Origin of the sequence: Duganella fentianensis (assembly GCF_009857835.1) — a bacterium.
Taxonomy (GTDB): Bacteria; Pseudomonadota; Gammaproteobacteria; order Burkholderiales; family Burkholderiaceae_D; genus Rugamonas; species Rugamonas fentianensis.
In genome coordinates, this window is the sequence record NZ_WWCL01000004.1 from 131491 (window position 1) to 146278 (window position 14788).

Below are 14788 nucleotides of genomic sequence, written 5' to 3' on the forward strand. Positions count from 1 at the left end.
GCAGGCGCCCGCAGTTGCGGACGTGCGCGTGGCTAGTCTGGCAAACTACTTCGCGGCAGGTGGTGGCGTGGTCGTTTCGGCTGCGCCTTCATCCTCTGCCGTTTTTTTCTTCTTCTTGCCGAGATCAAATTCCATCACCGTCCACTGCGGGCCGCGGTTGGCGCCGCCCATCGCGTCGCCGGGCAAAGCTGTGCCGGCAGGGTGATTTGGCCGCACCGTGTAAGTGCTGGGGCCGCTCTTGACGGTGGCTTCCACGACTTTACCCGTGTTGTCGCGGCGCTCCGTGATCTTGGTTTCCGGACCCTGCTTGGAGGTCACGGTGATCGGGTCTTCCGTCACTTCCTCGAGCTTTTCCAGTTTTGGTGGCGCCTGGCTAGGAGTGGACTGGGCGAACGCCGAGTGGGCGCTCAGGGTCAGAAGCAGGGCAGGCCAGAGGGTGGAAGTGCGCAGCATGGTGGATCGCCTTAATCGGGTACTAGGGTATCGAGTGGGTAAAAACCGGGGGATAAAAATCCGTCAAAATTTTCTGTATGATCCATTGTAACAAACTGACACGCAAGACTGGCTTAAAAGCGCGGCTTGGCGCGGGATTTTCCCCTGAGGACAGTCTCTACTTGTTTTTTTGAAAAGTTGTCATATGGGTCAGTCGGCCCGTAAAACCTGCGATAATGCACGTTTATGGCGGCGCAAAGCCGCCTCATCCCAGATTTCACGCTATGCAAAATACCCTGCTGTTAGTTGACGGTTCCAGCTACCTCTATCGTGCCTATCACGGCCTGCCCGACCTGCGCAGCGCGGACGGCTACCCGACCGGCGCCATGCACGGCATGGTCAACATGCTGCGCCGCCTGCGCGCCGACTATCCTGCAGCCTATATCGCCTGCGTGTTCGACGCCAAAGGCAAGACCTTCCGCGACGATATGTACCCCGAATACAAGGCTACCCGTGCTTCCATGCCGGACGACCTGCGCCGGCAGATCGAGCCTATCCACGAAGTGGTCAAAGCCATGGGCTGGCCCATCCTGATGGTGGAAGGGGTGGAAGCGGACGACGTGATCGGCACCCTGTCGGTACAGGCCGCGCAGGCCGGCATGAATGTGGTGATCTCGACTGGCGACAAGGATCTGGCCCAGCTGGTCAATCCGCAAGTCATGCTGATCAACACCATGACCAATGAAAAAATGGATGAAGCGGGCGTGCTGGCCAAATTCGGCGTGCCGCCGAATCGCATCATCGATTACCTGACCCTGATCGGCGATACCGTCGACAACGTGCCGGGCGTGCACAAGTGCGGCCCGAAAACGGCGCTCAAGTGGCTGACTGCGTACGACAGTCTGGATGGCGTGATGGCGCATGCGGCCGAAGTGGGCGGCGCCGTAGGCGAGAACCTGCGTACGGCGCTGCCATGGCTGCCCAAGGGGCGTGAACTGATCACCGTGAAGCTGGACTGCGACCTGTCGGCGCACATGGACAGCATCGGCGCCTCGCTGGTGGCACAGCCGGAAGACAAGGACGGGCTGCTGGCCTTCTTCAGCAAATACGGTTTCAAGACCCTGCTGCGCGAATTGAGCAGCGGCGCAGCGGGTACTGGTGCCGGTGCCGGTGCCGGTGCAGCGGCGTACGGTGCAGGCGCAGGTTCAGGCACGGGCACGGGCACGGGCACGGGCGCTGCCGCTGCCGGTCGGCCCGCTGGCACCGCCGGTGCCGCCGGTGCACCCCCCATTGCCGCCGGTGGCGCCGTCTCGGCCAACCTCGACATGTTCGGTACAGCGCCGGAGATCAAGGCCGAATACGAAACCGTGCTGACGCAGGAACAGCTGGCGCGCTGGATCGCCCTGATCGACGCGGCCGCGCTGACGGCGGTGGACACGGAAACCACCTCGCTGGAACCGATGACGGCGCAGCTGGTCGGCATCTCGCTGTCGGTGGAAGCGGGCAAAGCCTGCTACATCCCGCTGGCACACGCCTATCCGGGCGTGCCGCAGCAGCTCGACCGTGCTGCCACGCTGGAGCAGCTGCGTCCATGGCTGGAAGACGCCGGCAAGGCCAAGGTAGGCCAGAACCTCAAATACGACGCGCACATCTTTGCCAATCAGGGCATCACCCTGCGCGGCATCGCGCACGACACGCTGCTCGAATCGTATGTATTCGAATCGCACCGCAGCCACGACATGGACAGTCTGGCGCTGCGCCACCTGAACTACACCACCATCCCGTTTGTGGACGTGTGCGGCAAGGGCGCTAGCCAGATCACCTTCGATCAGGTCGAGATCGAGCGCGCCACAGCCTATGCGGCAGAAGATGCCGACATTACCCTGCGCCTGCATCAGGCCATGATCGGTGAAGTGGAGCCGCATGACAAACTCAATTTCATCTACCGCCAGATCGAACTGCCGACTGCCGTGGTGCTGCAGAAAATAGAACGTAACGGCGTGCAGATCGATGCCGCCCTGCTGCAGCAGCAATCGGCCGAACTGGGCGCGCGCATCGTCGAGCTGGAAGCCAGGGCGCACGAACTGGCCGAGCAGCCTTTCAATCTGGGTTCGCCCAAGCAGATCGGCGAAATCTTCTTCGAGAAGCTGAAACTGCCGGTGGTGAAAAAGACCCCGAGCGGTGCGCCGTCAACCGACGAAGAAGTGCTGCAGAAGCTGGCGGAAGACTATCCGCTGCCGAAAGTGCTGCTGGAATACCGCAGCCTGTCCAAGCTCAAATCGACCTATACCGACAAGCTGCCCAAGGGGATCAACCCGGCCACAGGCCGTGTGCACACCAACTATGCGCAGGCCGTGGCAGTCACGGGCCGGCTGGCTTCGAATGATCCGAATCTGCAGAACATCCCCGTGCGCACCAAGGAAGGTCGCCGCATCCGCGAAGCCTTCGTCGCGCCGGCCGGCAGCCATATCGTCTCGGCCGACTATTCGCAGATCGAACTGCGCATCATGGCGCACATTTCGGAAGATGAAGCCATGCTGCGCGCCTTTGCCGACGGGGTGGACATTCACCGCGCTACGGCAGGCGAAATCTTCGGCGTGGCACCGCAGGACGTGGACAGCGAACAGCGCCGCTACGCCAAGGTGATCAACTTCGGTCTGATCTACGGCATGAGCGCCTTCGGTCTGGCCGCCAATCTGGGCATAGAACGGGGCGCCGCGCAAAACTACATCGAGCGCTATTTCGCCCGCTTCGCCGGCGTCAAACAGTATATGGACGACACCCGCCAGCAGGCCAAGGCACGCGGCTATGTGGAAACCGTGTTCGGGCGCCGCCTGTGGCTGCCCGAGATTAATTCGCCCAACGGCCCGCGCCGTCAGGCCGCCGAACGCGCAGCGATCAACGCGCCGATGCAGGGTACCGCGGCCGATCTGATCAAGCTGGCCATGGTGGCCGTGCAGGACTGGCTCGAAGCACAGCAGCTGCAAACCCGCATGATCATGCAGGTGCACGATGAACTGGTGCTGGAAGTGCCGGACGCCGAACTGTCGCTGGTCAAGGACATGCTGCCCAAGCTGATGGCCGGCGTGGCCGAGCTGAAAGTACCGCTGATCGCCGAAGTCGGCGTCGGCAACAACTGGGAAGAAGCACACTAATTACATACCAAGCGCGCGCCGGGCGCCCGCAGCGGCGCAGCCGGCGCCCATCAATCTGGGAGAGCAATGCATGGATGATCTTCAACAGGACGCCGCAAGCCTGCTGGCAAAAACCAGTCTGTCGGACGGCATAGCAAGGCGCGATTTCATCAAGGTGGCACTGGGCACGGGTTTCGCTGCGGCGGCCATGCCGGTGGTGGCGCAGAACGTCATCAGCACCGATACCAGGGGGCTGGTCGCCGGCACCATCGAGCTCGACGTGGCAGGCCAGCGCGTGCCCGTGTATCGCGCCCAGCCGGAAGGCAAGGCTAACCTGCCCGTGGTGCTGGTCGTGTCGGAAATCTTCGGCGTGCACGAACACATCGCCGACGTGGCGCGCCGCTTCGCCAAACTCGGTTATATGGCGCTGGCGCCCGACCTGTTCGTGCGGCAGGGCGATCCGCAGAAGGTGGCCTCGATCGCCGAACTGCAGCGCGACATCATCGCGCGCACGCCGGACGAGCAGGTGATGGCCGATCTCGACGCCACTGTGGCCTGGGCGGCCGCGCATGGCGGTAATACGGACAAGCTGGGGATTACCGGCTTCTGCTGGGGTGGTCGCATCACCTGGCTGTATGCAGCCCATAATCCCAAAATCAAAGCAGGTGTAGCGTGGTATGGCCGTCTGGTGGGAACCAGCAGTGCCATGACTCCCAGGCAAGCTATCGATATCGCTGGATCTCTGAAAACTCCCGTGCTGGGCCTGTACGGCCTGAAAGATGCGGGCATCCCGCAGGACAGTATCGCCGCCATGCAGAAGGAACTGGCCAAGGGCAGTAGTGGCTCGCAGTTCGTGATCTATCCCGATTCGGGCCACGCCTTCCATGCCGACTACCGCCCCAGCTATGTGGCGGCCGATGCACGCGATGGCTGGCAGCGCCTGCAGAACTGGTTCCAGCAGTATGGCGTGGCGCCCTGAACGTCCCGCCAGGCAGTCGTGCAAGTGCGGAGCGTCGCGGCGGCTGTTAGCGGTTCCGGCGCTGTTTTAGGCAGAAAACCGGGCTGGGCGTTAAAATAATGCCCCCGCTGTCCAGTTTGGCAGCGGTAGTCCCGTAAGAAGAGGCGATAAGATCGATCCCGTACTGATTTCCATCCTGTTAGCCACCACTGTGGCCGGCGTCGTCAGCATTTCTGCTGCCGCGCTGTTTTCGTTCGCGCTGCTATCGAAAATGGTGGAACGGATGGTCAGCCTGTCGGTCGGCATCATGCTCTCGACTTCGCTGCTGCATGCGCTGCCGGAAGCGTTCGAATCGCAGGCCAGCGCGCGCAGCCTGTTCGCCACCCTGCTGGCTGGCCTGCTGGCCTTCTTCCTGCTGGAGAAGCTGGCCATCCTGCGCCACTCGCACCATCACGAAGGTGACGGCCACCATCACCACCACGGCCACGACAAGCATGAAGCGGGTAAAGCAGGCTGGATGATTCTGGTCGGCGACGGCATGCACAATTTCACAGACGGCATCCTGATCGCGGCCGCGTTCCTGGCCAATCCGGAGCTGGGGCTGGTGACGGGCCTTGCCATCGTGGCGCATGAAATTCCGCAGGAAATCGGCGACTTCATCGTGCTGCTCAATGCCGGCTTCTCGCGCACCCGCGCCTACGTCTACAACCTGCTGTGCAGCCTGCTGTCCATCGCCGGCGGCCTGCTCGGCTACTACACGCTGGATCGCGCCAGCGGCCTGATTCCCTATGTGCTGGTGTTTGCCTCATCGGGCTTCATCTACATTGCCGTCAGCGATCTGATGCCACAGATGCAGCGCCGCGCCACCCTGCGCGAAAGCGTGCCGCAAGTGCTGCTGATCGCGGCCGGCGTGTCTATCGTACTGTGGCTGACCCACAGCCACCACTAGCCGGTCCGGACGGACTGCTGCGCCGCTGGCTGGCAGGGCGTTCGCTGGCGCGCGGTCTGCCGCCGCCGCAGCCTGATGGCGGCGCCTATCGGGTCGATACCTTTTCCGCCATCGAACAGCAGCGCTGGGTGTATGCCGGACTGACGCCTGAACTGACCGCACTGGCACAGTCTATCCATGCTCCTGCCTACCTGATCAAAGCCTGCGTCACGCCGCAGCAGCTGCTGGCGGTGCTGCCGGACGGCTGGCAGGTGGAAGCACCCGCCTATTTCATGCTGGGGCCAGCGCATGCTGCCCCTGCCGTGGTGGCGTGTCCGGCACCATATCAGGTGCAGACGATCACCAGCGGTGCGGTGACGCAGGTCAGAGTATTAACTGGCGCGGGCGAGCTGGCTGCCAGCGGCTATGCGGCAGAAACTGCCGACGCTTACGTCTACGACCGTATCCGCACCGAAGCGGCACATCAGCGGCGCGGGTTGGGGCGAGTGGTCATGGCCAGTCTGGGGCGGGTACGGCGCGTCAGCACGGTACCGCAATTACTGGTGGCGACGGAACAGGGCAGGGCGCTGTATCAGGCACTGGGCTGGTCCGTGCTGTCGGTGTACGCCACGGCGGCGCGGCCCGCCTAGCTGGCCGGCATCCGCCGCCTGGCAGTCTAGTTGCCGGTGGCGACAGGGCGGGCCGGATCGGCGCACCATTCGCTCCACGAGCCGGGGTAGAGCACGGCGCCCGGCATGCCGGCCACTTCCAGAGCCAGCAGATTGTGGCAGGCCGTTACACCAGAACCGCACTGCATGATGGCTTGTGCGGCCGTGGCAAACAGCGGCGCGAACTCGCTGCGCAGCTGGGCCGCATCCTTGAACGTGCCGTCGGCCGTCAGGTTGTCCTTGAAGCAGCGGTTGCGCGCATGGGGAATGTGGCCGCCAACGGGATCGATGGTTTCGTTCTCGCCCCGATAGCGGTCCGCTGCGCGCGCATCGACCACGATGCGGTCCTGCGTGGACAGGTTGAACAGCACGTCTTCCACCGTCACCGTCTGCACCAGCGCCGCACGTTCGCTCAGCGTTCCCGCGCTGGCCGGTGCTGGCTCCGCCGTTTCCAGCGGCTGGCCCTGGGCCTGCCACGCGGGCAGACCGCCATCGAGCACGGCCACACTGTCGTGGCCCATCCAGCGCAGCAACCACCACAGGCGGGCCGCAAACATGCCGCCGTGGGCGTCGTACGCCACCACCTGGGAGCCGTCGCTGATGCCCCAGCTACGCAAGGTGGCCAGCAGGGTAGCCCGCTCGGGCAGCGGGTGGCGGCCACGGAACACGCCGTCCGCGCCTGTCTTGGCGCCCGACAGATCGGTATCGATATGGGCAAAACGGGCACCCGGGATATGCCCGCCGGCGTAGGCAGCGCGGCCGGCAGCAGGGTTCATCAGGTCATGGCGGCAATCGAGCACGACCCACTGGCTATCGTGGGCATTGCGCGCCAGTTCGGCGGCGCTGATCAGGGTAGTGTGCATAACAGGGCTCCTCGTTGAGTGACTGGCACCAGTGTCCAGCCCTGATCCTGGCCTGCGGCCCCGGACCGGGCCGCAGGCCAGAACTCAGACTTCGCTGGCAATCGGATCGGTACTGGCGATAGCCTTACCGCGCTCCGTGTTACGGGTATTGTAGAACGTTGCGGCCACGCCCGACAGCAGGATCACGCTGATGCCTGCCCAGCTATGCCAGCTGAAGGCATCATCGAACACCAGCACGCCCCACACGCTGGAGAACACAATGCCGGTGTACTGCAGATTGGCCACCACCAGCGTCTGGCCCAGCCGGTAGGCACGCGTCATGGCGATCTGCGCGCTGGTGGCACAGATGCCTATGCCCAGCAGCAGCAAGCCGCCGTGCCAGCTGGTGATGGGGTGCCAGACGGCCGCGCCATCGGGCGCCAGCGCATAGTTACCGGCAATGCCGGCCACCAGATTCATGGCGGAGAAATACAGCACCACGCGGTTTTCCGGCTCGCCGGCCAGCCCCAGTTTGCGCACCTGCATATACGCCATGGCGGACAGCACGCTGGAGCCCAGCGCGATCAGCGCCGTGCCCAGCTGGTTGGCGTGGAAAGCCGGTTGCAGCAGCAGGGTGACGCCGCCGAAGCTGGCAGCAATGGCGGCCAGCAGCGGCCATTTGACCTGATTCCTGGCATGCCACCAGCCCATGATGAACAGCCACAGGGCGATCCAGATGGGCGCCATGTAGTTGAGCGTGACGGCGGTGGCCAGCGGCAGGTTGGCGATGGCATAGAACCACATCCATAGCGACACCACGCCGACCACGCCGCGCCACAGGTGGGCGCCCGGCATGGTAGTGCGGAAGCTGCCGCCCTGCAGGCGGATGATGAGGGAAAGGACCACGACACCGACGATGCCGCGGTACATCACGATTTCGGACGTGGAGAACTGCTGCGACGCCAGCTTCACGCACACGCCCATGGCGGCGAACATGAAACTGGCAAACAGCATCCACAGAGATTGCATCGTGAGGTGCCTACCGAGTTACTTCGGCATTTCGATACTGGCGCGGTACCATTCGTGGAAGTGCTGCATGCCGTCTTCCATCGGCGACTGGTAAGGGCCGGCATCCGTCATGCCGCGCTTCATCAGCGCCTTGCGGCCCGCGTCCATGCGCTGGCCGATTTCATCGTCCTCGATGCAGGTTTCCATATAGGCGGCCCGCTCGGCTTCGACGAACTCGCGCTCGAACAGCACGATCTCTTCCGGATAGTAGAACTCCACCACGTTCTTGGTGCGCTGCGGACCGTCCGGCCACAGGGTGGAGACGATCAGCACGTGCGGATACCACTCCACCATGATGTTGGGGTAGAGCGTCAGCCAGATGGCGCCATATGGCGGCGCTTCGCCGCCACGGAACTTGAGCACCTGCTCCTGCCAGCGCTTATAGATTTCCGAGCCGGACTTCTGCAGGCCTTTGTGCACGCCCACCGTCTGCACGCTGTAGTCGGCACCGAATTCCCAGCGCAGATCGTCGCAGCTGACAAAGCTGCCCAGACCCGGGTGGAACGGTTCGACGTGGTAATCCTCCAGATAGACTTCGATGAAAGTCTTCCAGTTGTAATCGCAGTGGTGCAATTCCACGTGGTCCAGCATATAGCCGGTGAAATCCAGATCCTTGGTGACGGACAGCTGCGACAGCTTTTCCATCACGTTGTAGCCATTCTGCTCGAACAGCAGACCATTCCAGCTTTGCAGCTTGGTCTGTGGCAGGTGCAGGCAAGGCGTGGCCGGGAAGTGCGGCGCACCGATCAGCTCACCCTTGAGGTCATAGGTCCAGCGGTGCAGCGGGCAGACGATGTTGTCCGCATTGCCACGGCCATTGACCATTACCGCCTGCCGGTGACGGCATACGTTGGACAGTAATTCCAGACCATCGGCGTTGCGCACCAGTACGCGGCCCTCGTTTTCGGATTCGAGCGTGGCAAAGTCGCCCACGTTCGGCACCATCAGCTCGTGGCCGATATAGCGCGGACCGTTCTGGAAAAGTTGCTGCATTTCACGCTGCAGTAGCGCTTCGTCAAAATAGACGTCAACCGGTAGTTGCGCGTTCGAACGCGCCAGCTTAGCGTGGGTACCCAGATCGGACATCCCAACCCCCCTTAATATGTACTTCAAACCAAGAAGAGACAGAATCCGTAAAGACCTGAATTCAAGTTTGTTGAAAATGGTATTTCGGACAGAACCGGCGATTATACCGTGTTTCCGCCCCCTGAGGCGCGCCAGCCAGTGTTTTAGGGCCTGTCAGGCCTCGCTAGGGACGATAAACGGCAGGTTTGCGCTGCCTGCATGCCTAATTGCGATAAAATCCACTGTTTCCACTGCCGCGCGGGCCGCTAGAGTACCACCGGATCAGGTGGTTTGTTCTAAAATAACGGGCTACACTGCGCGGGCATGTGTATTGCCATACAACTTGAGTAACTATGTCTAAGAAATCAACTGCCGCTGGCGCAGGCCCGGATCCGGTCCCGGCCTCGTTCGAAGACGCCATGGCCGAACTGGCGCAACTGGTAGCCCAGATGGAAGGCGGCCAGCTGCCGCTGGAAGGCTCGGTGGCCGCCTACGCACGCGGCTCGACGCTGGTGCAGTTCTGCGCTGCGCAGCTGGAAAAAGTGGAAGCTCAGGTCAAAATTCTGGAAGGCGACATGCTCAAACCATTCGCACCGGGCGGGGAGGCGGAACAATGACGGCCGCTTTCGACGACTGGATGAAAACCGTACAAGCCGGATCGGAACTTGATCTAGCCGGCTTTTTACCTGCCGCCACGGTGGTGCCGACCAAGCTGCACGAAGCCATGCGCTATGCGCTGCTCGGTGGCGGCAAGCGCGTGCGCCCGCTGCTGGTGTACGCGGCCGGCGCCCTGTTCGATGCGGAAGCGCAGGCCCTGAGCCGCGCCGCGGCCGCAGTGGAAATGATCCATGCCTACTCGCTGGTGCATGACGACATGCCCTGCATGGACGACGATGAACTGCGCCGTGGCAAACCGACCGTGCACGTGGCCTATGACGACGCCACCGCGCTGCTGGTGGGCGATGCACTGCAATCGCAGGCCTTCATGGTGCTGGCCGAAGCAACCACGCTGCCGCCGGCACGCCAGATGGCCATGCTGCGCGTGCTGGCCCATGCTTCCGGCTCGGCCGGCATGTGCGGCGGTCAGGCCATCGACCTCGATAGCGTGGGCCTGAGCCTGACCCTGGCCCAGCTGGAACAGATGCACCAGCTGAAAACCGGCGCGCTGCTGCGCGCTTCGGTGGTACTGGGTGCGCTGGCCGGCAAGGAACTGGATGCAGCCGAACTGCAGGCGCTGAACGACTATGCGCGTGCCATCGGTCTGGCCTTCCAGGTGGTAGATGATGTGCTCGACGCGACGGCCGATTCGGCCACGCTGGGCAAAACGGCTGGCAAGGATGCCGCCGACAACAAGCCGACCTATGTCTCGATACTGGGTCTGGAACCGTCACGGGCACTGGCGGAAAAATTGCGGCTCGATGCGCATGCAGCGCTCGCGCCGTTCGGAGATAAAGCTTTGCGGTTACGCGAACTCGCGGATCTGATCGTGCAGCGGAAGGCATAAATGGACTTGCTAGCAACTATAAATTCGCCGGCGGATGTGCGCAAACTGGCGCGCACCCAGCTGACGCCACTGGCGCACGAACTGCGCGCCTACCTGCTCGATTCGGTCTCGAAAACGGGCGGCCACCTGTCGTCCAATCTGGGCACAGTGGAACTGACGGTGGCACTGCATTACGTGTTTAACACGCCCTACGACCGTATCGTGTGGGACGTGGGCCACCAGACCTATTCGCACAAAATCCTCACGGGACGGCGCGAGCGCATGCACACGCTGCGCCAGCTGGGCGGCATTTCCGGCTTCCCCAAGCGCGACGAAAGCGAATACGACACCTTCGGCACGGCCCACTCGTCGACCTCGATTTCGGCCGCACTGGGCATGGCGCAGGCAGCCAAGATCAAGGGCGAAAACCGCCACGCCATCGCCGTGATCGGTGACGGCTCGATGACGGCCGGTATGGCCTTCGAAGCGCTGAATAACGCTGGCGTACAGGAAGACCTGAACCTGCTGGTGATTTTGAACGACAACGATATGTCGATCTCGCCGCCCGTGGGCGCGCTGAACCGCTATCTGGCCCGCCTGATGTCGGGGCAGTTCTACGCGGCCGCCAAGAACGTAGGCAAGTCAGTATTGCCAGCCCCTGTGCTGGAACTGGCCAAGCGGCTGGAAGAACATGCCAAAGGCATGGTGGTACCAGCCACCATGTTCGAAGAATTCGGCTTTAACTACATCGGCCCTATCGACGGCCATGATCTGGAATCGCTGATTCCTACGCTGCAGAATATCCGCCACCTGAAAGGCCCGCAGTTCCTGCACGTGGTGACCAAAAAAGGTCAGGGCTACAAGCTGGCCGAAGCGGAGCCGATTCTGTACCACGGCACGGGCAAGTTCAATCCGGCCGAAGGCATCAAGCCGCCCACCGCGCCTAGCAAACTGACCTACACGGAAGTATTCGGCAACTGGCTGTGCGACATGGCCGCCGCTGACAAGAAGCTGGTCGGCATCACGCCGGCCATGCGCGAAGGCTCGGGCATGGTGCGCTTCGATCAGGAATATCCGGACCGCTATTTCGACGTCGGCATCGCCGAGCAGCACGCGGTAACCTTTGGCGCCGGTCTGGCCTGCGAAGGCCTGAAGCCGGTCGTAGCGATCTACTCCACCTTCCTGCAGCGCGGCTACGACCAGCTGATCCACGACGTGGCTCTGCAGAATCTGGATGTGACCTTTGCGCTGGACCGCGCCGGTCTGGTGGGCGCCGACGGTGCCACCCACGCCGGCAACTACGATCTGGCCTATCTGCGCTGTATCCCTAACATGGTGGTGATGGCGCCATCGGACGAAAACGAATGCCGCCAGATGCTGACCACGGGCTACCACTATGCTGGGCCGGCAGCGATCCGCTATCCGCGCGGTGCCGGCATCGGTGCAGCGGTAGAAAAAGAACTGACGTCACTGGAAATCGGCAAAGGCGAAATCAAGCGCCGTGGCCAGAAGATCGCGATTCTGGCTTTCGGCTCCATGGTGGCGCCAGCGCTGGCTGCGGGCGAAGCACTCGATGCCACGGTCGCGAATATGCGCTTCGTCAAGCCGCTGGATGTGGAACTGGTACGCCAGCTGGCGGCCGAACACGACTATCTGGTAACGGTGGAAGAGGGCTGCATCATGGGTGGTGCCGGTGCGGCCGTGGCCGAAGCGCTGGCTGCCGAAGGCATCGTCAAGCCGCTGCAGATGCTGGGCCTGCCGGACCAGTTCATCGACCACGGCGATCCGGCCAAGCTGCTGGCCAGCGTGGGCCTCGATGGCGCCGGTATCACGGCCTCCATCCGCCAGCGCAGTGCTGCCGTCGAACCACGTCTGGTGGTCAATAACGGCTAAGGTGGAGTTGCTGCACGCTGCTCAGCGTGCAGCGATCAGTACAGCAGCACAATCAACAGGGCAGGAGAACGCGAGTTCTTCCTGCCCTGGTTATTTTCAGGCCTTGCGGCGCCGTTCGTGCTGCCACAGCACATCGCTGCCGCCCGCGTGGCGGTTCAGCACGCGAGCCAGTACGAACAGCAGGTCGGACAGGCGGTTGACGTACTGGCGCGGGTGTTCATGGATGGTTTCGGCCTTGCCCAGCGTGACGATGGCGCGTTCGGCGCGGCGGCATACGGTGCGGCAGACGTGGGCCTGCGAGGCGGCACGCGAACCGGCCGGCAGGATGAATTCCGTCAGTGCGGGCAGGGTGGCGTTGTACTTGGCCAGATGTGCGTCCAGCCGCAGCACATGGTCTTCGGTAATCATCTGGTAGCCGGGGATGCACAGCTCGCCACCGAGATCAAACAGATCATGCTGGATGGTGATCAGCTCTTCGCGCAGCTCGGCCGGCATGTCTTCGCACAGCAGCAGGCCCAGATGGGAATTGAGTTCATCGACTTCGCCTATGGCCTGTATGCGCACGCTGTCCTTGTCGGTGCGGCTGCCGTCGCCCAGACCGGTGGTGCCGCCGTCGCCCGTGCGGGTGGCGATTTTAGAAAGTCGGTTACCCATGTCATTTCCTTGTGTGAGAGGTTAGCGCCCGAAGAATACAACAGTTTGCCCTTGTATTTCACTGGCAGGCCGGATGGACTCCACATTTGTGCTTACAATTCTGTTCTGATCCCGTGCTTTCAGGTGCCCGCTCCATGAACACAGCCACCCCAGTCACCACAGTTACAGCGGCCGCAGCCTCGCCCGCTGCGCTTTCCGCCCGCCGCGTCCAGCTGGCCGCCGCCTTGCTACAGGTGCTGCCGCCCGGTGCCATCCTGTCCGATCCTGAAGATACCCGTCCCTACGAATGCGACGGTCTGGCCGCTTACCGCCAGATGCCGCTGATCGTGGTGCTGCCCGATAGCGAGGCGCAGATCGTGGCCGTGCTCAAGCTGTGCCACGAGCTGCAGGTGCCCATCGTACCGCGTGGCGCCGGCACGGGCCTGTCCGGTGGCGCCATGCCGATCGCGGACGGGGTAGTACTGTCCACGGCGCGCCTCAACCGCATCCTGCGCATGGATGCCTATTCGCGTACGGCCGTAGTGCAGCCCGGCGTGCGCAATCTGGCAATTTCCGATGCAGCGGCCCAGCATGGGCTGTACTACGCGCCCGATCCTTCCTCGCAGATCGCCTGCACCATAGGCGGCAACGTAGCGGAAAACTCGGGCGGGGTGCACTGCCTGAAATACGGCCTGACCGTGCACAACGTGCTGCGCGTACGCATGGTGACGATAGAAGGCGAGGTGGTGGAACTGGGCAGCGAAGCGCTCGATGCGGCAGGGCTGGATCTGCTGTCCGTATTCATAGGCTCGGAAGGCATGCTCGGTATTGTTACCGAAGTGACGGTGAAGCTGGTGCCCAAGCCGGCCTGCGCACGCGTCATCATGGCCTCGTTCAACGAGGTGGTAGCCGGCTGCAATGCGGTCGCCGCGCTGATCGCGGCAGGCATCATTCCGGCCGGTCTGGAAATGATGGATCAGACTTCCTCGCGCATGGTGGAACCCTTCGTCCACGCCGGTTACGACACCGAGGCGGCCGCCATCCTGCTGTGCGAAGCCGATGGCACGGCCGAGGAAGTGGAAGAAGAAATCGCGCGCATGTCGGCCGTGCTGCAGCAGGCAGGTGCCAGTGCGATCGCCGTGTCGCAGTCGGAAGCGGAACGGATGAAGTTCTGGTCCGGCCGCAAGAACGCCTTCCCTGCGGCGGGGCGCATATCGCCCGATTACTACTGCATGGATGGCACCATCCCGCGCAAGCGACTGGGGCAGGTACTGGAGGGCATCGCGCAGATGGAAGCAAAGTATGGCCTGCGCTGCGCCAATGTGTTCCATGCGGGCGATGGCAATCTGCACCCGCTCATCCTGTTCAACGCGAATATCCCTGACGAATTCGAACGGGCCGAAGCGTTTGGTGCCGAGATACTGGCGCTGTGCGTGGAAGTGGGCGGCACCATCACGGGCGAGCACGGGGTGGGCATAGAGAAGATCAATTCCATGTGCGCGCAGTTCGCGCCGGCCGAGCTGGAAGCCTTCTTCGGCGTCAAGCGCGCCTTCGATCCGGCGCGGCTGCTCAATCCTGACAAGGCGATACCGACGCTGAACCGCTGTGCGGAATTCGGCAAGATGCGCGTCAGCGGCGGCAAGCTGCCGTTTGCCTATCTGCCCCGATTCTGAGAAGGCGTAAA

General features: G+C 62.8%; 13 protein-coding genes. 8 read left to right on the forward strand and 5 right to left on the reverse strand.

What is annotated here, in order from left to right; all coding sequences use genetic code 11:
* Positions 1-45: 45 nt before the first annotated feature.
* Positions 46-453 (reverse strand): hypothetical protein, encoded by a 408-nt coding sequence (locus tag GTP23_RS17670; protein WP_161036344.1) that lies wholly within the window; start codon positions 451-453, stop codon positions 46-48.
* Between the two features lie 263 nt (positions 454-716).
* Here GTP23_RS17670 and polA point away from each other — a divergent pair, with 263 nt between their 5' ends.
* The 4 genes from polA to GTP23_RS17690 all read left to right on the forward strand — a co-directional run bounded on the left by polA (position 717) and on the right by GTP23_RS17690 (position 6102).
* A complete protein-coding gene (gene polA, locus GTP23_RS17675; RefSeq protein WP_161036345.1) occupies positions 717-3587 on the forward strand; it encodes a DNA polymerase I in 2871 nt (956 codons plus the stop codon).
* A 70-nt stretch (positions 3588-3657) separates the two neighbouring features.
* A complete protein-coding gene (locus GTP23_RS17680) occupies positions 3658-4545 on the forward strand; it encodes a dienelactone hydrolase family protein (RefSeq protein WP_161036346.1) in 888 nt (295 codons plus the stop codon).
* A gap of 223 nt (positions 4546-4768) precedes the next feature.
* On the forward strand, positions 4769-5473 hold the full coding sequence (locus GTP23_RS17685; protein WP_155434794.1) for a ZIP family metal transporter: 705 nt from the start codon (positions 4769-4771) through the stop codon (positions 5471-5473).
* Positions 5449-6102, forward strand: coding sequence for a GNAT family N-acetyltransferase (locus tag GTP23_RS17690; protein ID WP_161036347.1), 654 nt, complete (start codon positions 5449-5451; stop codon positions 6100-6102). The genes GTP23_RS17685 and GTP23_RS17690 overlap by 25 nt, the downstream gene beginning before the upstream one ends.
* Positions 6103-6128: 26 nt before the next feature.
* On the opposite strand, the gene GTP23_RS17695 is transcribed toward GTP23_RS17690, so the two are convergent.
* The 3 genes from GTP23_RS17695 to GTP23_RS17705 form a co-directional block, all read right to left on the reverse strand.
* Complete coding sequence (locus GTP23_RS17695; protein WP_161036348.1) at positions 6129-6983, reverse strand: sulfurtransferase; 855 nt, start codon at positions 6981-6983, stop codon at positions 6129-6131.
* An 84-nt stretch (positions 6984-7067) separates the two neighbouring features.
* The gene (locus tag GTP23_RS17700; protein ID WP_161036349.1) at positions 7068-7991 is read right to left on the reverse strand and encodes a DMT family transporter; all 924 of its coding nucleotides are present in this window, start codon (positions 7989-7991) and stop codon (positions 7068-7070) included.
* 18 nt (positions 7992-8009) lie between these two features.
* Entirely contained in the window at positions 8010-9116 is a 1107-nt protein-coding gene (locus tag GTP23_RS17705) for an aromatic ring-hydroxylating oxygenase subunit alpha (protein ID WP_161036350.1), read from the reverse strand.
* A gap of 332 nt (positions 9117-9448) precedes the next feature.
* Here GTP23_RS17705 and GTP23_RS17710 point away from each other — a divergent pair, with 332 nt between their 5' ends.
* From GTP23_RS17710 to dxs, 3 genes are read left to right on the forward strand one after another with little or no spacing between them, the layout of a single operon-like run.
* Entirely contained in the window at positions 9449-9712 is a 264-nt protein-coding gene (locus GTP23_RS17710; protein WP_155434283.1) for an exodeoxyribonuclease VII small subunit, read from the forward strand.
* Positions 9709-10599 carry a polyprenyl synthetase family protein gene (locus GTP23_RS17715; protein WP_155434284.1) on the forward strand — a complete coding sequence of 297 codons (891 nt, stop codon included), beginning with the start codon at positions 9709-9711 and terminating at the stop codon, positions 10597-10599. The genes GTP23_RS17710 and GTP23_RS17715 overlap by 4 nt, the downstream gene beginning before the upstream one ends.
* Positions 10600-12471, forward strand: coding sequence for a 1-deoxy-D-xylulose-5-phosphate synthase (gene dxs / locus GTP23_RS17720; RefSeq protein WP_161036351.1), 1872 nt, complete (start codon positions 10600-10602; stop codon positions 12469-12471).
* 96 nt (positions 12472-12567) lie between these two features.
* On the opposite strand, the gene GTP23_RS17725 is transcribed toward dxs, so the two are convergent.
* Positions 12568-13125: a cob(I)yrinic acid a,c-diamide adenosyltransferase gene (locus tag GTP23_RS17725; RefSeq protein ID WP_161036352.1), complete on the reverse strand. Its 558-nt coding sequence runs from the start codon at positions 13123-13125 to the stop codon at positions 12568-12570.
* A gap of 134 nt (positions 13126-13259) precedes the next feature.
* On the opposite strand from GTP23_RS17725, the gene GTP23_RS17730 reads away from it, so the two are divergent.
* Complete coding sequence (locus GTP23_RS17730; protein ID WP_229256157.1) at positions 13260-14777, forward strand: FAD-linked oxidase C-terminal domain-containing protein; 1518 nt, start codon at positions 13260-13262, stop codon at positions 14775-14777.
* The last annotated feature ends 11 nt before the right edge of the window (positions 14778-14788 follow it).